General features: G+C 44.8%; 20 protein-coding genes. 17 read left to right on the top strand and 3 right to left on the bottom strand.

Features of this window, described 5'->3' with window-relative positions:
• Positions 1-3: 3 nt before the first annotated feature.
• From AB1I50_RS10875 to AB1I50_RS10795, 17 genes are all read left to right on the top strand, one after another.
• The gene (locus tag AB1I50_RS10875) at positions 4-339 is read left to right on the top strand and encodes a DUF3848 domain-containing protein (RefSeq protein WP_186833912.1); all 336 of its coding nucleotides are present in this window, start codon (positions 4-6) and stop codon (positions 337-339) included.
• A gap of 5 nt (positions 340-344) precedes the next feature.
• Positions 345-1,307, top strand: coding sequence for a DUF3991 domain-containing protein (locus tag AB1I50_RS10870; RefSeq protein WP_407724023.1), 963 nt, complete (start codon positions 345-347; stop codon positions 1,305-1,307).
• On the top strand, positions 1,308-2,051 hold the full coding sequence (locus AB1I50_RS10865; RefSeq protein ID WP_407724022.1) for a DUF3846 domain-containing protein: 744 nt from the start codon (positions 1,308-1,310) through the stop codon (positions 2,049-2,051). It abuts the gene before it with no gap.
• Positions 2,052-2,187: 136 nt separating this feature from the next.
• Positions 2,188-2,334 carry a DUF3789 domain-containing protein gene (locus AB1I50_RS10860; RefSeq protein ID WP_407724021.1) on the top strand — a complete coding sequence of 49 codons (147 nt, stop codon included), beginning with the start codon at positions 2,188-2,190 and terminating at the stop codon, positions 2,332-2,334.
• The gene (locus tag AB1I50_RS10855; protein ID WP_407724020.1) at positions 2,318-2,656 is read left to right on the top strand and encodes a plasmid mobilization protein; all 339 of its coding nucleotides are present in this window, start codon (positions 2,318-2,320) and stop codon (positions 2,654-2,656) included. The genes AB1I50_RS10860 and AB1I50_RS10855 overlap by 17 nt, the downstream gene beginning before the upstream one ends.
• Positions 2,647-4,023, top strand: a complete 1,377-nt coding sequence (locus AB1I50_RS10850) for a relaxase/mobilization nuclease domain-containing protein (RefSeq protein WP_407724019.1) — start codon at positions 2,647-2,649, stop codon at positions 4,021-4,023. Before AB1I50_RS10855 ends, AB1I50_RS10850 begins: the two co-directional genes overlap by 10 nt.
• Positions 4,007-4,822 (top strand): PcfB family protein, encoded by an 816-nt coding sequence (locus tag AB1I50_RS10845; RefSeq protein WP_407724018.1) that lies wholly within the window; start codon positions 4,007-4,009, stop codon positions 4,820-4,822. Before AB1I50_RS10850 ends, AB1I50_RS10845 begins: the two co-directional genes overlap by 17 nt.
• Positions 4,823-4,827: 5 nt before the next feature.
• Positions 4,828-5,718, top strand: a complete 891-nt coding sequence (locus AB1I50_RS10840; RefSeq protein WP_407724017.1) for an LtrC-like protein — start codon at positions 4,828-4,830, stop codon at positions 5,716-5,718.
• A 16-nt stretch (positions 5,719-5,734) separates the two neighbouring features.
• A complete protein-coding gene (locus AB1I50_RS10835; RefSeq protein ID WP_407724016.1) occupies positions 5,735-5,932 on the top strand; it encodes a hypothetical protein in 198 nt (65 codons plus the stop codon).
• Entirely contained in the window at positions 5,922-7,763 is a 1,842-nt protein-coding gene (locus AB1I50_RS10830) for a VirD4-like conjugal transfer protein, CD1115 family (protein WP_407725343.1), read from the top strand. Before AB1I50_RS10835 ends, AB1I50_RS10830 begins: the two co-directional genes overlap by 11 nt.
• A complete protein-coding gene (locus AB1I50_RS10825; protein WP_407724015.1) occupies positions 7,732-8,094 on the top strand; it encodes a glutamyl-tRNA amidotransferase in 363 nt (120 codons plus the stop codon). Before AB1I50_RS10830 ends, AB1I50_RS10825 begins: the two co-directional genes overlap by 32 nt.
• Before the next feature lie 62 nt (positions 8,095-8,156).
• Positions 8,157-8,993 (top strand): VirB6/TrbL-like conjugal transfer protein, CD1112 family, encoded by an 837-nt coding sequence (locus tag AB1I50_RS10820; RefSeq protein ID WP_186833921.1) that lies wholly within the window; start codon positions 8,157-8,159, stop codon positions 8,991-8,993.
• Between the two features lie 186 nt (positions 8,994-9,179).
• Positions 9,180-9,545: a PrgI family protein gene (locus tag AB1I50_RS10815; RefSeq protein ID WP_407724014.1), complete on the top strand. Its 366-nt coding sequence runs from the start codon at positions 9,180-9,182 to the stop codon at positions 9,543-9,545.
• Positions 9,538-11,868 (top strand): VirB4-like conjugal transfer ATPase, CD1110 family, encoded by a 2,331-nt coding sequence (locus tag AB1I50_RS10810; protein WP_407724013.1) that lies wholly within the window; start codon positions 9,538-9,540, stop codon positions 11,866-11,868. Before AB1I50_RS10815 ends, AB1I50_RS10810 begins: the two co-directional genes overlap by 8 nt.
• A gap of 16 nt (positions 11,869-11,884) precedes the next feature.
• Complete coding sequence (locus AB1I50_RS10805; RefSeq protein ID WP_407724012.1) at positions 11,885-12,724, top strand: class B sortase; 840 nt, start codon at positions 11,885-11,887, stop codon at positions 12,722-12,724.
• Positions 12,725-12,736: 12 nt separating this feature from the next.
• Entirely contained in the window at positions 12,737-13,105 is a 369-nt protein-coding gene (locus AB1I50_RS10800) for a cysteine-rich VLP domain-containing protein (protein ID WP_407724011.1), read from the top strand.
• A 119-nt stretch (positions 13,106-13,224) separates the two neighbouring features.
• Positions 13,225-15,483, top strand: a complete 2,259-nt coding sequence (locus tag AB1I50_RS10795) for a phage tail tip lysozyme (protein ID WP_407724010.1) — start codon at positions 13,225-13,227, stop codon at positions 15,481-15,483.
• A gap of 352 nt (positions 15,484-15,835) precedes the next feature.
• Here AB1I50_RS10795 and AB1I50_RS10790 read toward each other — a convergent pair whose 3' ends face one another.
• The 3 genes from AB1I50_RS10790 to AB1I50_RS10780 form a co-directional block, all read right to left on the bottom strand.
• On the bottom strand, positions 15,836-15,901 hold the full coding sequence (locus tag AB1I50_RS10790; RefSeq protein ID WP_407725342.1) for a hypothetical protein: 66 nt from the start codon (positions 15,899-15,901) through the stop codon (positions 15,836-15,838).
• Between the two features lie 164 nt (positions 15,902-16,065).
• On the bottom strand, positions 16,066-16,491 hold the full coding sequence (locus AB1I50_RS10785; protein ID WP_407724009.1) for a very short patch repair endonuclease: 426 nt from the start codon (positions 16,489-16,491) through the stop codon (positions 16,066-16,068).
• Positions 16,492-16,501: 10 nt separating this feature from the next.
• Complete coding sequence (locus AB1I50_RS10780) at positions 16,502-17,461, bottom strand: DNA cytosine methyltransferase (RefSeq protein WP_407724008.1); 960 nt, start codon at positions 17,459-17,461, stop codon at positions 16,502-16,504.
• Positions 17,462-17,465 lie beyond the last annotated feature (4 nt).

Genomic DNA, 17,465 nt, shown 5'->3' with positions numbered 1-17,465 from the left:
ACTATGACTGACAAAAACTATAACGAGCTTCTCAGAAAGAGAGTGCTTCAGGAGAACAGAGAATTTAACGAGGAGCTTGAAAAGCTCCCCGCTCACGAAGCATTGAGCCGTGCCTATGAAAAAGTTATCAAGGAGGATTTGGTGTGCAGCATCAGCGAAGGCAATCTCACCAATACGGAAGCAAGAGCGCTTCTGCGACTGAAACATCCGCTTGATGAACTTTACAGCGAATGGCTGCATAACGATATGAGCTACAACGATATGCTCCGTGCAACCATCAAAGACCGTGCGACTTCGGCGGTGCGTGAAATGAAAAGTCAGGCACTCGACGATAGATAACGGCTATGCCGTATGTTGACGCTCAGGCTGTCGCCCAAGCGAGAGAAATGGATTTGCTAACGTACTTGCAGAACTATGAGCCGCAGGAACTTGTGAAGATCTCCGGCGACAATTACTGCACCCGCAGCCACGACAGTTTGAAGATTTCCAACGGCAAATGGTATTGGTGGTCGAGAGGTTTCGGAGGTTATTCCGCTCTCGACTACCTTGTTAAAGTACGAGGTTTACGGTTTTCAAAAGCTGTTGAAACCATCGTAGGCAGATGTGCGGCAGAGCCGCCCGTGTATGCCGATAAGAAGAAAAACAACAAGCCGAAGCTCTTGCTTCTGCCCGATAAAAGTGCTTCCAACAGAGTGATTTTCAGGTATCTTTGCGGCAGAGGAATTGATCGGGAGCTTGTTGCAAAATGCGTATCTGAGGGTAAAGTTTTCGAGAGCCTTCCGTACCATAATGTTGTTTTTGTGGGCTTTGATAAGGAAAACAAACCGAGATACGCTTCATATCGGACAACGGGTAGAATGAGAATTTTGGGCGATTGTTCAGGCAGCGACAAGCACTATTCCTTTCGGATAGCAGATGGCAATAACGATACAGTCCACATTTTTGAATGTCCCATTGACCTTTTATCTTACGCAACATTATTGAAAATGAAGGGCTATGATTACCGTCAATATAACCTGCTATCTCTTGCGGGAATCTACTCTCCGAATAAGGATAAGGAGCTTGTAAAAGTGCCTGCTGCCCTTGTAAACTACTTGCAGGATCACCCAAACACAAAGCAAATCGCTATCCATTTTGATAACGATGAAAAAGGCAGAGAAGCCGCCGTTGCACTCAAAAACAGGCTTCAAAATGATTATAAGGTCGCCCTGTTACCACCCCCGCAGGGCAAGGATTTCAACGACTTTTTATGTTTGCAACTGAATATGCACAAGCATAAAAACAAAGAAAGGAACGATGAACGATAGATGAAGATTAACATTTATCAAATCAACCACGACCGTGATGATAAGCGGTTGATGTTCTTCGGATTGGACGAAGTACAAAAGCTCACAGGCAGTAAGATGGTCAAGGCTGAGATTTACGACAAGATTTTCAGTGGTGACGTTGACTGTCCTTCGCTTGAAGGCGTATTCCATAAATTCAACTACGACCACCCCGCAGGATATACAGGCAGATCACTTTCAGTGTCTGATGTTGTCGAGATTGTCGAGAGCAACAACACAGAAAAAGGCTTTTACTACTGCGATAGTTTCGGCTTTAAGAAGATAAGTTTTGAGCCTGAGAAGGCACAGGATACCATCGGTAAGAATCAGATCACCGTCCTTTATTTTCAGGTCGGCAAGCTCCCGAAAACGGTTTCCATAGACAGCTCTCTTGAAGCAATGCAGCAGCTTGTCGGCGGGTATATTGAGGAATATATGCCCTTTGAAGATGAGGTCGCTATCATCTGCAACGAGGAAGGAAAGGTGAACCGATTGCCCTTGAACAGAGCCGTCTATGACGAGCATAGCAAGGAAATGATCGAGATCATTGCCGGCGATTTCTTTATCGCCTATGCTCCGATAGAATCGGAAACTTTCAAGAGCCTTCCGAAAGATTTGGCGAAGAAATACTCCGAAAAATTCAAATATCCCGAACGGTTTTACAAGCAAAACGGACAGATTAAAGCCTATCCGGTTAAACCCAAAGAACACGATGTAGAGAGATAAATCTGATGATGTGGGCAGCCCCTATATGAGATGCACAATCTTAGCAAGCAGACTGTTTGTATCCACGAAGCGGATAAAACAGTAAAACGCTTGTTAGGGGCTGCCCCTAATACCCCGTGAAGAAAGGACTGACAATATGAACGGAATACTCTTATTCATACTCGGCTGTTTCGTCGGCGGATTTTTCGGAGTTATGGTGATGTGCCTGCTCCAGATTAACCGCCTGAATCATTACGAGATGAAGGAAAAAAAGGAAGATGATACAAATGAGGAGAAGTTATGATAAGCATATACGCCTGACAAAAGAGGAGCGTGAGGATTGGCAGCGCAAGGCGGCTATGACTTGTATGAACGAAAGCACTCTTATTCGCCTGCTTATGAAAGGCTACGCTCCGAAAGAGAAACCCGATGAGCGTTTTTTTGAAGCTATGCGTGAGTTGTCCGCTATCGGCAACAATGTCAATCAGCTTGCGGCAAAAGCAAACTCCCTCGGCTTTGTTGACGCTCCTATGCTTTACCGTGAAGCGGAGCGTTGGCACAAATTTCAAGCGGATATTGAGAGCGTATTCCTACGCCCTGACAAAACGGATTTGAAATGGCAGTAAGCAAGTTGTGGGAGGTCAAGTCAAATTTGGGAAAGGTAATTGATTACGCCAATAATCCAAAGAAAACTCGCAACCCGAAATATAATGAGCAAGAGTATCAGGCACTTGCCGATGTTCTCACTTACGCAAAAGATGAGGAAAAAACCGAGAAGCAGTTTTTTGTTGAGGGTATTAACTGCAATCCCTCAACTGCTCGTGACCAATTCATAACGACCAAAGAATATTTTGGCAAAACAGACGGCGTTCAAGCCTACCACGGATATATGAGTTTCAAAGAGCAAGACATTACCCCTGAGCTGGCGCAACAAGTGGGAATGGAATTTGCTAAACGAATGTGGGGCAACAGATTTCAGGTTGTAGTGACGTGTCATTTAAATACCCATCATCTACATTGTCATTTCGTGATAAATAGCGTTTCATTTGTTGATGGTAAAAGGTTGGTCGATAACGAAAAACGATGGTACTATTTTCGCCACGTTGCAGACGAGGTATGTAAAGAATATGGATTGTATTTCAATCCTAAACCAAAATTTGAGCGTCCCACCAATTACTACTACGATAAACTGGAAAAAGCAGGTATGCCCCATAGATACACGGTAATCAGAGAGGTAATCGACCACGCTCTTGAACACAGCAAAAATATGTTGGATTTTCAAGACGCTCTGAAAGATATGGGCTACGGCTACAACTTTAATCCGAGGATAAAGTATTGGACGGTCAAGCCGCCCGACTACACCAAATCAATCCGTTTGTATCGGCTCGGCAATGATTATACAAACGAAGCCATCACCCAACGCTTAGCAGAAAACCGTAACCGTGTCGGTATGCACAGATACACACGGCTCACGGTAGCCAGCCGACAGTACCGACTTCCTACACGGGGAGATAAGATACGGAAAATCGGCGGCTTATATGGTATGTATCTTTACTATTGTTACAGGCTCGGTAAGCTGCCGAGATACCGAAAACTAAACAGCGCTCAGATTCATTACTACTTCAAGGAAGAACTCTTGAAGCTCGATGAATTGAGCAAACAGACAAGGCTGCTCGGAAAGCACGGTATTCAGACCGACGAGCAGCTTTTTCAATATAAATCTTCTGTTGAGGACGAGATCAAATCCTTAACTGCCGACAGAACACACCTCCGAAAAATTACACGCAGAAAGATTGATGATGTTGAGCTGTCACAGGCAAAGGAAAAGATTTCTCAAATCACAGAGAAGCTCCGGTCACTTCGCAAGGAAGTGAAGCTCTGCGAGGGCATCGCCGAGAGGTCAGGCGTTATGAAGGACAATCTCGACAAGGTTCTTGCGGAGGAAGATAAAAACAGAAGAAAGGAGAGCCGAAAATATGAACAACGGCGGTGAAGCTGCCGAAATGATAGTCAGACTTTACCTTGAAGGCTTTGAGGAAGTTGTTAAGCTGACGGGTACGGGCATTAAGAATTTAGTCCCGTTACTCGCTACGACGCTGAAACAGGAATCCAAAACCAAAGGCAAAGAGCGACTGTCAAAGATGATTAAATCAGGCAGCCCCTTGAAGGTCTTTACCTTCAAGAATAAGGACTTGAAAAAGTTTACCGAACAGGCGAAGCGTTACGGCGTTCTATACACTGTTCTCCGTGATAAGAACAGCAACGATCCAAATGCTACGGTCGATGTAATCGCCCGTGCAGAGGACGCTTCAAAAATTCAACGTATCGCTGACCGCTTTGAATTCTCTACGGTTGACAAGGCTTCTATCGTTAAGGAAGTTGAGAAAAAGAAAGCCGACCGTGAGGAAGTACAGGTCGAAAAACCCGTCAAGTCCAAAGAAGATATTGTTGTCGAGGAAGCGATGGCACCTCCTCCCGAGAAGAAGGAGAATGCCCACGAAAACCCCGACGCCGCCAAGACGGACAAAAACCCTCCGTCAAGGCACAGCTCAGGCGCACACGATACGAAAGCTGATAAGGGTGATTCCAAGTCCGACGGCAAAAAGCCTTCCGTAAAGGAAAAGCTGGAACGCTATAAGGCTGAACACGCCGCAGGACAGAAGAAAGAAGCAGAACGCTATCAGCCTAAGCACACGCAGGAGAAGAAAACTCCTTCTAAAAACAGACAGACCAAACACAAACAGCCTAAGAAAAAACAAAAGGCTAAGCATTACAAATCGAAAGAGAGGTAAAATCTATGACCAATGATTTCAAGGCAAAGAGAAGCGGCGGCAACTATAATAAGCCGAAGCTCTCGCCTGAAGATTACAAGCAATTCAAGGCAGATGAAAAGAAAGGCGTATATCAGCTCATTGATTCTGCTGTTACTGACATCCTGAACACCCCTGCTGAAATGCAGAAGTATCTTGACACACAGGCTCGTATGGACAGATACTCGGCGGCTAACGCCCTGCTTATCTATAAGCAGTGTCCCGAAGCTACTCAGCTCAAGGACTTTGACGGTTGGCGTGATGATAACGTCCGTATCAAGAAAGGCGCAAAGAGCATTTCTATTCTTGAGCCTGTTGACTTCACCAGAGCTGACGGAACGCAGGGCGTTTCGTATAACGTCAAAAAGGTGTTTGACGTATCTCAGACCAACGGCAAGCGCCCGTCATCGCCTACGGTTAATCGTGATCCGCAGAATCTTATAAAGATTATGCTGCGTACTGCACCCGTCAATTTTGAAAGCGTAGACAATCTGACAGATCCTAACGCCGTTGCCTTTTACGACAACGACAGGAATACCCTTCTTGTAAAAAGACACGTTAATAACAGCGTTGCTCTCTTTCAGGGCGTTGCCCTGGAACTCGGCTACGCAGAGCTTTCAACTCGCAGCGAGAGCTTTAGCCGTAAGGATATGAGTTATCAGGCTGTATGCGTCGGCTATATGATTTGCAAGAAGTACGGCGTTGAAGCCAAGTCCTTTGCGATTGACCGTATTCCGGCACAGTGGAAGGATAAGGAGCCGAAGGAAGTCCGTGCTGAGTTGTCCAAGATGAGGACGGCTATGAGCGATATTCATTCCCGTGTTTCCGAGGAAATCTACCGCCAGCAGCAGGAACGCTCTGTTGACCGTTCGAGATAAGGACGGAGGTGTTGTTATGAAAGAGCCTATGTATCATATTGAGCTTGATGATAATCAACACAGCGCCGTCATTCAGTCCCTTAACGATTCCCGGAACGCTCGTATTGCCGAGGGTAAACCTACGGATATGTATGATGAGCTGATTCTTATAATCGGTAAAGCCCCTTACCGCAAAGGTAGAAGATATGAAAGGAACCGGGACGATGCGAGATAGCGACAGAAAGTCAGCTATCATTCTTTCTCTGATCGGTATTGTTCCTGTTGTGTGGCTTGCTTTGCTTATCGCTCCATTTGTTAAAGGCGGCTTAACGGAAATTGTGACAGGACTGATGAAGTCCTTTGAACACCCGTTCCAAATACAGCTTTGTGAGGACAGTGTAAAAATTGTCCTCTTTTTGCTTACCGCCTACGCAGTGGGTATAGGCATTTACTTTTCCACACGCAGGAACTACCGTCGCAGAGAAGAACACGGCTCCGCAAAATGGGGCAACGCAAAAGCCGTTGATAGAAAGTACCGTCAATCTCCGCCGTCTGATAATAAGCTGATGACGCAGAATGTCCGTATTGGTATCAACGCACAGAAGCACAGGCGCAACCTCAACACGTTGGTCTGCGGTGGATCGGGCGCTGGTAAAACCCGATTCTACTGTAAGCCAAACCTTATGCAATGCAATACGTCCTTTGTCATTCTCGATCCTAAAGGTGAGATACTCCGTGACACAGGCGGCTTGCTGGAAGCAAAAGGATACGAGGTGCGTGTGCTTGACCTGATTTCAATGGATAAAAGCCATTGCTATAACCCATTTGTTTATCTCCGTGATGACAACGATATTCAGCGTTTAGTTACAAACCTGTTTAAGTCCACCACGCCGAAAGGCTCGCAGTCCAATGATCCCTTTTGGGACACAGCTGCTTCAATGCTGCTTTTGGCTTTGGTGTTTTATCTTCATTACGAAGCCCCGGATGATGAACAGAATTTCGCTATGGTAATGGAAATGCTGAGAGCAGCAGAGATTGAGGACGAGGAAACTAACGCTCCGTCGGCACTCGACGATCTGTTCCGAGATTTGGAAAGCGTCAGTCCTGAACACATCGCCCTCAAATATTACCATTCGTATCACTCAGGATCAGCCAAAACATTAAAGTCTATTCAGATTACGCTTGCCGCACGGCTCGAAAAATTTAACCTTGAAAGCCTTGCGTCTATGACATCTACGGACGAGCTTGACTTACCCTCGCTTGGCGAGAAAAAGGTCGCCCTGTTTGCGCTGATACCCGATAACGATTCATCGTTCAATTTCTTGGTATCTATACTTTATACGCAGTTGTTTCAACAGCTATTCTATTCAGCCGACCACATACACGGCGGAGCGCTTCCGGTTCCCGTCCATTTTCTGATGGACGAGTTTGCGAATGTCTCGCTCCCCGATGATTTCGATAAGATACTATCGGTTATGCGTTCCCGTGCCGTTTCGGTCAGCATTATTCTACAGAACTTGGCACAGCTCAAGGCGCTGTTTGAAAAGCAATGGGAAAGCATTGTCGGCAACTGCGACGAGTTTCTTTACCTCGGCGGCAACGAACAGAGTACGCACAAGTATGTTTCTGAGCTGCTCGGCAAGGAAACGATAGATACCAACACCTATGGCAAATCCACAGGTCACAGCGGTAACTACTCAACGAATTATCAAATAAGCGGCAGAGAGCTTATGACACCTGATGAGGTCAGGTTACTTGATAATCAATACGCAATCCTCTTTATCAGAGGTGAGCGTCCGATAAAGGACTTCAAGTTTGACATCTTGAAGCATCCTAATGTCAGTTTGACGGCTGACGGTCACGCCGACGTTTACAGACACGGCGAAGTTAAAGACGATATTGCCACCATAGTTATTGATGGAAATGTCGAGGACGAGCAGATTTTGGATTTCGATTTATCCGAAACGAGCTATGAGTTATTGTCCGAGGAGGACTTACAAATCAAATTTAATCTTATACAGGAGGAAAAAAATAATGAGATTATTCAACAACCATTCATATACTAACAGACTGCCGATGAAGGGTAAGGTCAAGAAAGGTTTTCGCACCTACTGTGCCGTCGTGATTGCGGTTATGCTCATTGTGAGCTGTTTTACCGTAACGGCGTTTGCTGCGGACGGCAACAGCGCATTGTCCGCAGTCAACAACCTTTCCACCTTCATCTTCGGTCTTATCCGTGCGATCGGTCTTATTCTGACAGGCTTCGGCGTTGTTCAGATTGGTCTTTCGCTCAAATCACACGATCCGTCACAGAGAGCGAACGGTTTTTTAACCCTTGCGGGCGGTGTCATCATCACCTTTGCAAAGGAAATCCTCAACCTCATTATCGGCTCTTAACCAGAACGAGGGGTATGGCTGCTTTCACGGCCATACCCCGAATAAATTAAGGAGGTGCTTAAATGTCCGATAATTGGGTTGTAGGTAATCTACAGAACGCACTCGACACTTGGAATGGCAAAGTGACGGAGCTTTGGAACCTGATTCTGACCTCGCCGCAGAATTTCAAAGGCGGTGGTATCTGGACTGCAATTACCAACGTCAACACGGCTATGCAGGGTATCGGTACTGGCTTGCTTGTACTGTTCTTTGTTATCGGTGTGGTAAAGACCTGTGGCAGCTTCACGGACTTGAAGAAACCGGAACACGCCGTAAAGCTGTTTGTCCGATTCATCTTGGCAAAAGCTGTTGTTACGCAAGGTATGGAATTGATGACTACCTTGTTTGGCATTGTTCAGAGCGCTATATCTCAGATTATGACATCAGCAGGTGTTTCATCGGCAACAGATACTGTATTGCCGGACGAATTGGTATCCGCTATTGAAAACTGCGGCTTTTGGGAGAGCATACCGCTTTGGGCAGTAACGCTTATTGGTGGTCTGTTTATAACCGTAATGTCCTTCATTATGATTATGAGCGTGTACGGCAGATTCTTCAAGCTGTATATGTACACAGCTATTGCTCCCATTCCGTTATCCACCTTTGCCGGAGAACCGACGCAGAATGTCGGCAAGAGCTTTTTGAAAAGCTACTGTGCCGTCTGTTTAGAAGGTGCAGTTATCGTATTAGCCTGCATAATCTTCTCGCTGTTCGTTTCTTCGCCGCCTGTTGTTGCGAGCGACGCCGCTCCTGTCACGATGGTATGGGCGTACATTGGCGAACTGGTATTCAATATGCTTGTGCTTGTCGGCACGGTTAAGATGTCTGATCGTATTATCCGTGAGATGATGGGACTGTAAGCAAAATGAAGAACAACACTAAAATATATAACAAATTTGAGGGCTATACCCTTGAAGATTGTAATTGCAAATACTGTTTGTACTTCGGCGGCAGACGCAGAGGTAAAGTAAAATGCCTTGCGGAAGAATGTGTTTGCAAAGAAGAAATAGAAGATGCCCGCCGGAAAGAAAGGAGATTTACGCTTAATGGAAGTTAAGATAAACAGAGAAATCCGCAACTACACAGAAGCAGTATTCTTTGGTCTGTCGCTTAGACAGATCATTTTTTCTGCCTGTGCTTTAGCGGTGGCGGTTGCCGTATTCTTTCTGTTAAAGCCTACGCTGGGTACAGAAACCACGTCTTGGATTTGTATTCTCGCCGCAGCTCCGTTTGCAGCGCTGGGCTTTGTAAAGTACAACGGAATGACCGCCGAGAAATTCGTCATTGCTTGGGTAAAGTCTGAATTTCTTACCCCTAAAAAGCTGACGTTCAAATCCACAAATACCTACTACGAGCTGATGAAGCCCGTAATTGAACAAAAGGAAAAGGAGGCTATGAAAGCCAATGATTAAAACACTCAGACAAATTGGTAAACAGGACAGGCAGAAGTTTGTCGTGCCGAAGGGCGTTCAGGACGTTATCCCAATCACTGCTATTTACGACGACGGTATCTTCCAGATCGGCAAGGACAAGTTTACCAAGACTTTCAAATTTACCGATATTAACTACGCCGTCGCTTCCCGTGAGGATAAGGAAGAAATGTTCCTTGAATACTCCGAGTTGCTCAACAGCTTTGACAGCGGAGCGACGACCAAGATTACCATTAACAACCGCAGGCTTAACCGCCTTGACTTTGAGAAGTCAATCCTCATTCCGCTCAAGGGCGATTACCTTGACGAATATCGCAAGGAATACAATCAAATGCTGCTCGACAAGGCGACGGGCGCAAATTCGATGGTTCAGGACAAGTACATCACGGTATCTGTCTGCAAGAAGAATATCGAGGATGCCCGCACCTATTTCAGCCGTGTCGGTAATGATATGATTACCCATCTCAGTAAGCTCGGCAGTAAGTGTACGGAGCTTGATGTTGAGGAGCGCCTTCGTATCTTTCACGATTTCTATCGTGTCGGCGAGGAAAGCAGCTATCACTTTGACATCAAGGAAAACCGCAAGAAAGGACACAGCTTCAAGGACTATATCTGTCCCGATTCTATGGAGTTTGAAAAGGACTATTTCAAGATTGGCGACAGATACGGCAGAGTGCTCTTTATGCGTGAGTATGCGTCCTACATCAAGGACAGTATGATTTCCGAGATTACCGAGCTTAACCGTAATCTGATGTTGTCAATCGACGTTATCCCTGTTCCGACTGATGAAGCCGTGAGAGAAGCGGAGAGCCGCTTGCTCGGCGTTGAAACCAATATTACAAATTGGCAGCGCCGTCAGAACTCCAACAACAACTTCTCTGCTACCGTTCCCTATGATATGGAACAGCAGAAGAAGGAAATGAAAGAGTTTCTCGATGACCTGACTACCCGTGACCAGCGTATGATGTTCGCCGTGCTGACGATGGTACACACTGCGGATACAAAGGAACAGCTTGACAATGACACCGAAGCTATCCTGACTACGGCGAGAAAACACCTTTGTCAGTTTTCTACCCTGAAATTTCAGCAGATGGACGGTCTGAATACCGCAATGCCTTTCGGTGTTCGCAAGATCGACAGCTTCCGTACATTGACTACCGAATCGCTGTCCGTCCTAATGCCGTTCCGTGTGCAAGACGTATTCCACGAAAACGGTATCTATTACGGTCAGAACGTCATTTCAAAGAATATGATCATCGCTGACCGCAGACAACTCCTGAACGGCAACGCCTTCGTTCTCGGTGTATCCGGAGGTGGTAAATCGTTCTTTGCAAAGGGCGATATTGTAAATATCATTCTCGCAACGGGCGCTGATGTTATTATCGTAGATCCTGAGCGTGAGTACGGAGCACTTGTCAATGCTCTCGGCGGCGAGGTTATCAATATCTCAGCTACCTCTAAAAACCATATCAACGCTATGGATATGTCCGAGGAGTACGGCGACGGCGCTAACCCTGTCATTCTCAAATCCGAGTTTATTATGTCCCTCTGCGAACAGTTTGTCCCCCTCGGCGCAAAGGAGAAGTCCATTATTGACCGTTGCACCGCCAATGTGTACCGTGGCTATCAGCAGAGAAACTACACGGGAAAAGTGCCGACCTTAAAGGACTTCCGTGAAGAACTGCTCAGACAGGAGGAGCCGGAAGCACAGAGTATCGCCCTTGCGATTGAGCTGTTTACGGACGGTTCTCTTAACACCTTTGCCAAGCAGACAAACGTGGATACCGACAACCGCCTTATCTGCTACGATATTCTCGACCTCGGTAAGCAGCTTATGTCAATCGGTATGCTGGTCGTAATGGACAGCATTCTCAACCGTATCACGCAAAACAGGGCAAAAGGTAAGGCAACTTTCATCTTTATTGATGAAATCTACCTCCTGTTCCAGCACGAATATTCTGCAAACTTCCTGTTTACCCTTTGGAAGCGTGTTCGTAAGTACGGCGCATTTGCGACAGGTATCACTCAGAACGTCGATGACCTGCTCCAGAGCCATACAGCCCGTACAATGCTCGCAAACTCAGAGTTTATTGTAATGCTCAATCAGGCTTCCACCGACAGAGAGGAGCTTGCACGGCTGCTTAACATTTCCGATTTACAGCTTTCGTATATCACGAATGTTGACGCGGGACACGGCTTGATTAAGGTCGGCAGCTCCCTTGTACCGTTCGCAAATAAATTCCCCAAGAACACCAAGCTCTACAAGCTGATGACTACTAAGCCGGGTGAAGGCACGGCAGCATAAAGAAAGGACGACCGTTATGAGCAAGAAAATTCTTATTATCGGACTTGCAGTGCTGATCGCCGTCTGCGGTGTCAGCACCTATTTCCACATCAAGAACAAAGTGGAATCTGACAACAACAAGAAGATGTATGAAACCGTAGCCGAAGAAGTTTCGGCTACGGAGGAAAGCGAAACACCGACACCAACAAAAGCACCTGTCAATCCATACACAGATGATACTCCTGTCGGTGGCGGCGGAATCGGTGGCACAGGCGGGACAAGCGGAGGTAACTCACAGAGCTACACTACCACTATGAATCCAAGCGCTAACCCCGATATGGTAGGCTGGGTAAAGATTAATGATTCTGTCATTAACTATCCTGTAATGCAGACAAAGAAGCTCCCCGACTACTACCTCAACCACGATTTCTACAAAAATGAATCGGTGTACGGCTGTCCGTATGTTCAGGCGAATTGCGATGTTGACGCTCCCTCGGATAACGTAATCATCTACGCTCACCATATGAACGACGGCTCTATGTTTGCGGGACTTGAGAATTATCGCAGCAAGGATTATTGGTCGTCGCATAAAACGATCAGCTTTGATACGCTGAACAAGAAAGCAAGCTATGACATTCTCGCCGTGTTCGCTGTTCCTGTTGACGAGAGCGATAAGAACACGTTTAAGTTTTACGAGTTTGTCAATGCTTATGATGCCGAGCATTACAGCACCTTTATCAGCAAATGCAAGGCGTTGTCGTTCTACGAAACAGGCATTTCAGCTAAACAGGGTGACAAGCTCCTGACGCTCGCTACCTGCGAATACACAAATAACAACGGTAGGCTTGTTGTAGTAGCAAAACGGACGACAAGATAAGGCGGTGATATTATGCTACCACGAATGAACATTCAGCAACGTCGCCGAGCCAATAAGCTGCTAAAACATCTATGCGCTAACTATCAGGACGGAAACTGTCTGCTTCTCGACGACGATGATCCGTGTGTTTGCGTACAGAGTATTTCATACTCCCTGTGCTGCAACTATTTTCGGGTAGCAGTTTTACCAACTGAGCCGACGCTTGAAGCGGAGATACTTGATCCTAAAAAGATTAGTTACTGTAAGGATTGTAAGCTGCCGTTTGTAAAGCGGAGGTATAATCAGCTTTTTTGCGAGAAATGCGCCAAACTCAGGTATAAAAAGCAGCAGGCTGAATACGCACGAAAAAGGCGGCTGAATAGTCGAAAAAGTGATAGTTAGAAAGCCAGTGTTTATGCGGCTTTTTAGGCGCAGTATTTAAGGGGTAAGGGTAATTATACCTTTACCCCTGATTTTACTATATTTGCCCTTTACGGGCGTTTACGAAGGGAGGTTAAAAGTTGGCTGATATTAAGACAAGAGATACGGTCAAAGGAACAATCCGAACTCTTGATAAGGGTAGGATTGCCGCCAGCCGTATGAAACAAGCCTATATACAGACAAAGGACAAAGCGGAGCATTCCGTCGAGCCGGAGGAGCATAACGAAACGGAGTACGCTTCTGATCGTATGGAATCCGGTACAAAGCGAGTGGCGGAAGAAACTGTACATCAAACGAAGAAAGCCGTCAACAAAGGCGCTGAGAAGGTCAAAGACAAGGTTGAGCGAAAAATCGAGGACAGAGTTAAGAAGAAGGTTGAGAACAAGGCTGAGAATACCGCAAAGGATACGGTTAAAAACTCAGCCGAGCGAGCTTCTAAAAACGCCGCCAAGAAATCCGCAGAGAAATCTATCCGGGCAACCAACAGCGCAGGACGTAAAAGCATTCGCACCGTTGAAAAAACATCGGCAAAGACGGTTAAACAATCAGCCCGATCCACGGGCAAGGCAACCGTTAAGACGGCTCAGAAAGGCACAGTCAAAACCGTCAAGACTTCCGTTAAAACAGCAGAGAAAACATCGAAGGCAGCTATTAAGACTACGAAGCAAGCCGCAAAAGCCGCAGAGAAATCTGCAAAGGCGGCGGCAAAAGCGGCGCAGAAAGCCGCAAAAGCAGCTCAACAGGCGGCTAAGTTGGCAGCCAAAGCAGCGAAAGCGGCTATACAGCTCTTGATTAAGATTATCAAGGCTATTATAGCGGCTATGCAAAAACTGATTTCTGCAATCATCGCCGGAGGTTGGGTGTCACTGCTCGTGATCCTGATAATTTGTATGATCGCTCTTTTATGTTGGAGCGTGTACGGCTTATTCGCTTCCGCTAACGCAAATAATGGTGAATACACTATGCACAACATTATTACTCGTATCAATAATGAGTTTAACGATAAGATTACAGATATTAAGACCGATAACCCACACGATAAACTCGTTATGTCCGGCTCAAAAGCTGAGTGGAAGGAAGTCCTTGCTATTTACGCTGTTGCTTACAATATGACAGATACGCACCCTGCCAATCCTGATGAAGTACAGGTAGTAACCCTTGATGAAGGCAAGGAAGAATATATACGCAATCTCTTTTGGGAGATCAATAAGATTGACCACAGAATAGAAACGTACACCGAAACTGAACAGGTCGAGGAAAAACAAAAAGACGGCAAGGTTAAAAAGGTCAATAAGCAAGTCCAAAAGAAAGCCCTTTATATAACCGTTTCTCACGTTGACCTTGAAACGATGATGAACAATAAAGGGTTTACTGCGGAACAGAAGAAAATGTGTCGGCAGTTGTTATCTGATGAGAACAACGACCTATGGCGTGAACTTCTAAACGGAGTAACAAGCTCGAACAGCGATATTGTCCTGATTGCACAGGAGCAGCTTGGAAATGTCGGCGGAAAACCTTATTGGAGCTGGTACGGTTTCAGCTCTCGTGTTGAATGGTGTTGTTGCTTTGTTTCTTGGTGTGCGAATGAGTGCGGTTATATTGAGAGCGGTACTATTCCAAAGTATTCTGTTGTTGATGATGGAGTTGTATGGTTTAAGAACAAAGACCAATGGCTTGATGGCTCGGAAGAACCGGAACCGGGTATGATAATCTTCTTTGATTGGGCTGATGACGGACTTGATGGTGGTGGCGATCATACGGGTATCGTTGAAAAAGTCGAGGGCGGCACAGTTTACACAATCGAAGGCAATAGCGGTGATAAGGTGTGCGAGAATCAGTATAGTATCGGTAACAAAGAAATCTTAGGATATGGTTACTACTCAGGGAATAATACTGTTGCAACGGGTGATACAGCCCAGCAAGTGTGGACTTATCTTAAAAGCTACGGATATTCTGATAGCGTAGCCGCAGGCATTATCGGAAATATGATGAGAGAGTGCGGCGGCGATACACTTAATCTCGATTGGAACATTGTCGGACACTACAACGGTGATGAATTCTACGGCTTGTGTCAATGGTGTCTAAGATATACTCCTACGGGATTCAAAGGCTCTAATGTTAAAGAACAGTGTGAGTATCTGCAAAAGACGATAAAATCCGAGTTTGCAAACTACGGAGGGAACTATAACGGTATCACTTATAACGAATTTCTTAAAACCAATACCCGAACGGCGGCGATAGCCTTTGAGCGGGTATATGAGCGTTGCGGAGATTACTCGTTTGAGGATTCTCGCAGAGCAGATAATGCAGAAAAGGCATATAACAGATTCCATAAATAAGAACGGCGGCAGTCCATTATGGGCTGTCGCCTATTTTTTATGCAGACAAAAGTTATTATTTGTGTTATAATAATCAATAACAACCTTTGAGGTGTTTCAAAATGACAGAGAGAAACAAAACTTGCTGCTTTTTCGGTCACAGGGATATTCCCGGCAACATTAAAACAGAATTGGTTAATACTATAGAAAAACTGATAACAGAATATGGCGTAATTAATTTTTTGGTTGGCAATCAAGGTGGATTCGATTCATTAGTCTTATCGTCACTAAAGGAGCTATCTCCTCAACACCCAGAAATTAGTTATGCTTACTTGCCTGATGAAAAATCAAACCCAATAGATGCACCAACGCTCTATCCCGAAGGGATTGAAAATGTACCGAAGCGTTTCTGTATTTCTTGGAGGAATAATTGGTTGATTGAGCATTCGCAGTATGTGATCTGTTATATATCACATTTAACAGGTGGAGCCGGGCAATTCGTAGAGAAAGCAAAGAAAAAAGACAGAACAGTATTCAATATTTACAAGCAGTAGAAGCCTATGGAGTAATCCATAGGCTTCTTTTGTTATTAAGTATTCGCCGTTATTCTTTAATATTTCTGACAATGTTATAATATAAATACTCAAGAGATTTTTCTCTATGATTCTTCTTCAGCTGACATTCCCATATTGTTAAAACATTCCAGCCTAAATCTGCAAGCTTGTCATAAGCTTCATTATCTCTCATAATGGTTCGTGAAATCTTTTCCTGCCAGAATTCCACGTTTGATTTAGGCATAACGAAGTACTTACAATTGCTGTGTCCGTGCCAAAAACAGCCGTTGACAAAAACTACCGTCTTATACTTTCTCAGTACTATATCAGGTTTTCCGGGCAACGACCTGACATTTTTTCGGTAACGCAACCCTCTGGAGAATAAATACTTTCGCACCATTTCTTCGGGTTTTGTGCCGGTGCTTTTTATCATTGACATATTATAGCTTCTGGTTTCTTTAGAATGTTTATCCATTGGTTACATATTAGTCTAAATAAGGTAAAATACTACGAGCAATATACCAAAACATCACTGGAGGAATAGCGTTTCCAATTTGTCTATATGCATCTGTTTCAGAACCCGCAAACTGGAATGTATCAGGAAAGGACTGTATTCTAGCAGCTTCTCTTGGGGTGAACCTCCGATAGAGCTCTTTCTCTGGATTAACCAATAATACAGGATCACGAGAATTCAAACTTACTTTTGCTAAATGACTGGTTACAGTAAGAGAAGGCTCATTCAAGTTTTGGGCTAACCCACGTTTCATATTATTTTTGGCATTTTTCATACCCTGAACAGCTCTTTCTGAAAAATAATATTTTTTTTCCTCAATTGCTAATTTTGGAACTGCAACTGATAACGGAACCCAATTATCAATGTTAGGTGCTTCTGGGTATTCATATTCCATTTTGATGTCATTTCGAATTCCTACAATAATAACACGTTCTCTCTTTTGAGGAACACCGTAATCAGCACACCGTATTAATTGTTTATTAACCGTATATCCGGCATCTTCAAACGCCTTTATTATTCTAGAAATAATCTGACCTTTATGTAATGTGAGAAGACCCTTAACATTTTCAGCTATAAATACTTTAGGTTGTTTGTCTTTTGCGATTCTAACCATTTGTTTATACAAGTTTGCACGGTCATCGAAAGGGTCTTTTGTAGGATTAACCGTACTAAATGACTGACAGGGGAAACCGCCTATCAATACATCGTGATCTGGGATTTCCGAACTGTCAATATCACAAATATCACCACAAACGACATTACTGCAATTGAAGTTTAGTTTGTGTGTATTGAGCGCCTTCTGATCAATATCTATAGCATATTTAAGCTCAAACGGATTTGCTTCATACTTTTTGCCGTTAAATTCAAAATCTCCTATTATTCCCAAATCTGCGCCGCCGCAGCCGGAAAAAAGAGAAACTACTTTATACATATAT

This window comes from Ruminococcus sp. NATIVEDY161, from assembly GCF_045819895.1.
Classification (GTDB): Bacteria; Bacillota; Clostridia; order Oscillospirales; family Acutalibacteraceae; genus Ruminococcoides.
This window is presented reverse-complemented; position numbering and strand designations above follow the sequence as displayed.

What these genes read in the sequence shown, in the direction of transcription:
- AB1I50_RS10780 (WP_407724008.1), bottom strand. Translation starts at nt 17,461, where the DNA reads ATGTATAAAGTAGTTTCTCTTTTTTCCGGCTGCGGCGGCGCAGATTTG.
- AB1I50_RS10850 (WP_407724019.1), top strand. Translation starts at nt 2,647, where the DNA reads ATGGCAGTAAGCAAGTTGTGGGAGGTCAAGTCAAATTTGGGAAAGGTA.
- AB1I50_RS10785 (WP_407724009.1), bottom strand. Translation starts at nt 16,491, where the DNA reads ATGGATAAACATTCTAAAGAAACCAGAAGCTATAATATGTCAATGATA.
- AB1I50_RS10830 (WP_407725343.1), top strand. Translation starts at nt 5,922, where the DNA reads ATGCGAGATAGCGACAGAAAGTCAGCTATCATTCTTTCTCTGATCGGT.
- AB1I50_RS10855 (WP_407724020.1), top strand. Translation starts at nt 2,318, where the DNA reads ATGAGGAGAAGTTATGATAAGCATATACGCCTGACAAAAGAGGAGCGT.
- AB1I50_RS10835 (WP_407724016.1), top strand. Translation starts at nt 5,735, where the DNA reads ATGAAAGAGCCTATGTATCATATTGAGCTTGATGATAATCAACACAGC.
- AB1I50_RS10865 (WP_407724022.1), top strand. Translation starts at nt 1,308, where the DNA reads ATGAAGATTAACATTTATCAAATCAACCACGACCGTGATGATAAGCGG.
- AB1I50_RS10815 (WP_407724014.1), top strand. Translation starts at nt 9,180, where the DNA reads ATGGAAGTTAAGATAAACAGAGAAATCCGCAACTACACAGAAGCAGTA.
- AB1I50_RS10845 (WP_407724018.1), top strand. Translation starts at nt 4,007, where the DNA reads ATGAACAACGGCGGTGAAGCTGCCGAAATGATAGTCAGACTTTACCTT.
- AB1I50_RS10860 (WP_407724021.1), top strand. Translation starts at nt 2,188, where the DNA reads ATGAACGGAATACTCTTATTCATACTCGGCTGTTTCGTCGGCGGATTT.
- AB1I50_RS10825 (WP_407724015.1), top strand. Translation starts at nt 7,732, where the DNA reads ATGAGATTATTCAACAACCATTCATATACTAACAGACTGCCGATGAAG.
- AB1I50_RS10875 (WP_186833912.1), top strand. Translation starts at nt 4, where the DNA reads ATGACTGACAAAAACTATAACGAGCTTCTCAGAAAGAGAGTGCTTCAG.
- AB1I50_RS10840 (WP_407724017.1), top strand. Translation starts at nt 4,828, where the DNA reads ATGACCAATGATTTCAAGGCAAAGAGAAGCGGCGGCAACTATAATAAG.
- AB1I50_RS10810 (WP_407724013.1), top strand. Translation starts at nt 9,538, where the DNA reads ATGATTAAAACACTCAGACAAATTGGTAAACAGGACAGGCAGAAGTTT.
- AB1I50_RS10870 (WP_407724023.1), top strand. Translation starts at nt 345, where the DNA reads ATGCCGTATGTTGACGCTCAGGCTGTCGCCCAAGCGAGAGAAATGGAT.
- AB1I50_RS10800 (WP_407724011.1), top strand. Translation starts at nt 12,737, where the DNA reads ATGCTACCACGAATGAACATTCAGCAACGTCGCCGAGCCAATAAGCTG.
- AB1I50_RS10805 (WP_407724012.1), top strand. Translation starts at nt 11,885, where the DNA reads ATGAGCAAGAAAATTCTTATTATCGGACTTGCAGTGCTGATCGCCGTC.
- AB1I50_RS10820 (WP_186833921.1), top strand. Translation starts at nt 8,157, where the DNA reads ATGTCCGATAATTGGGTTGTAGGTAATCTACAGAACGCACTCGACACT.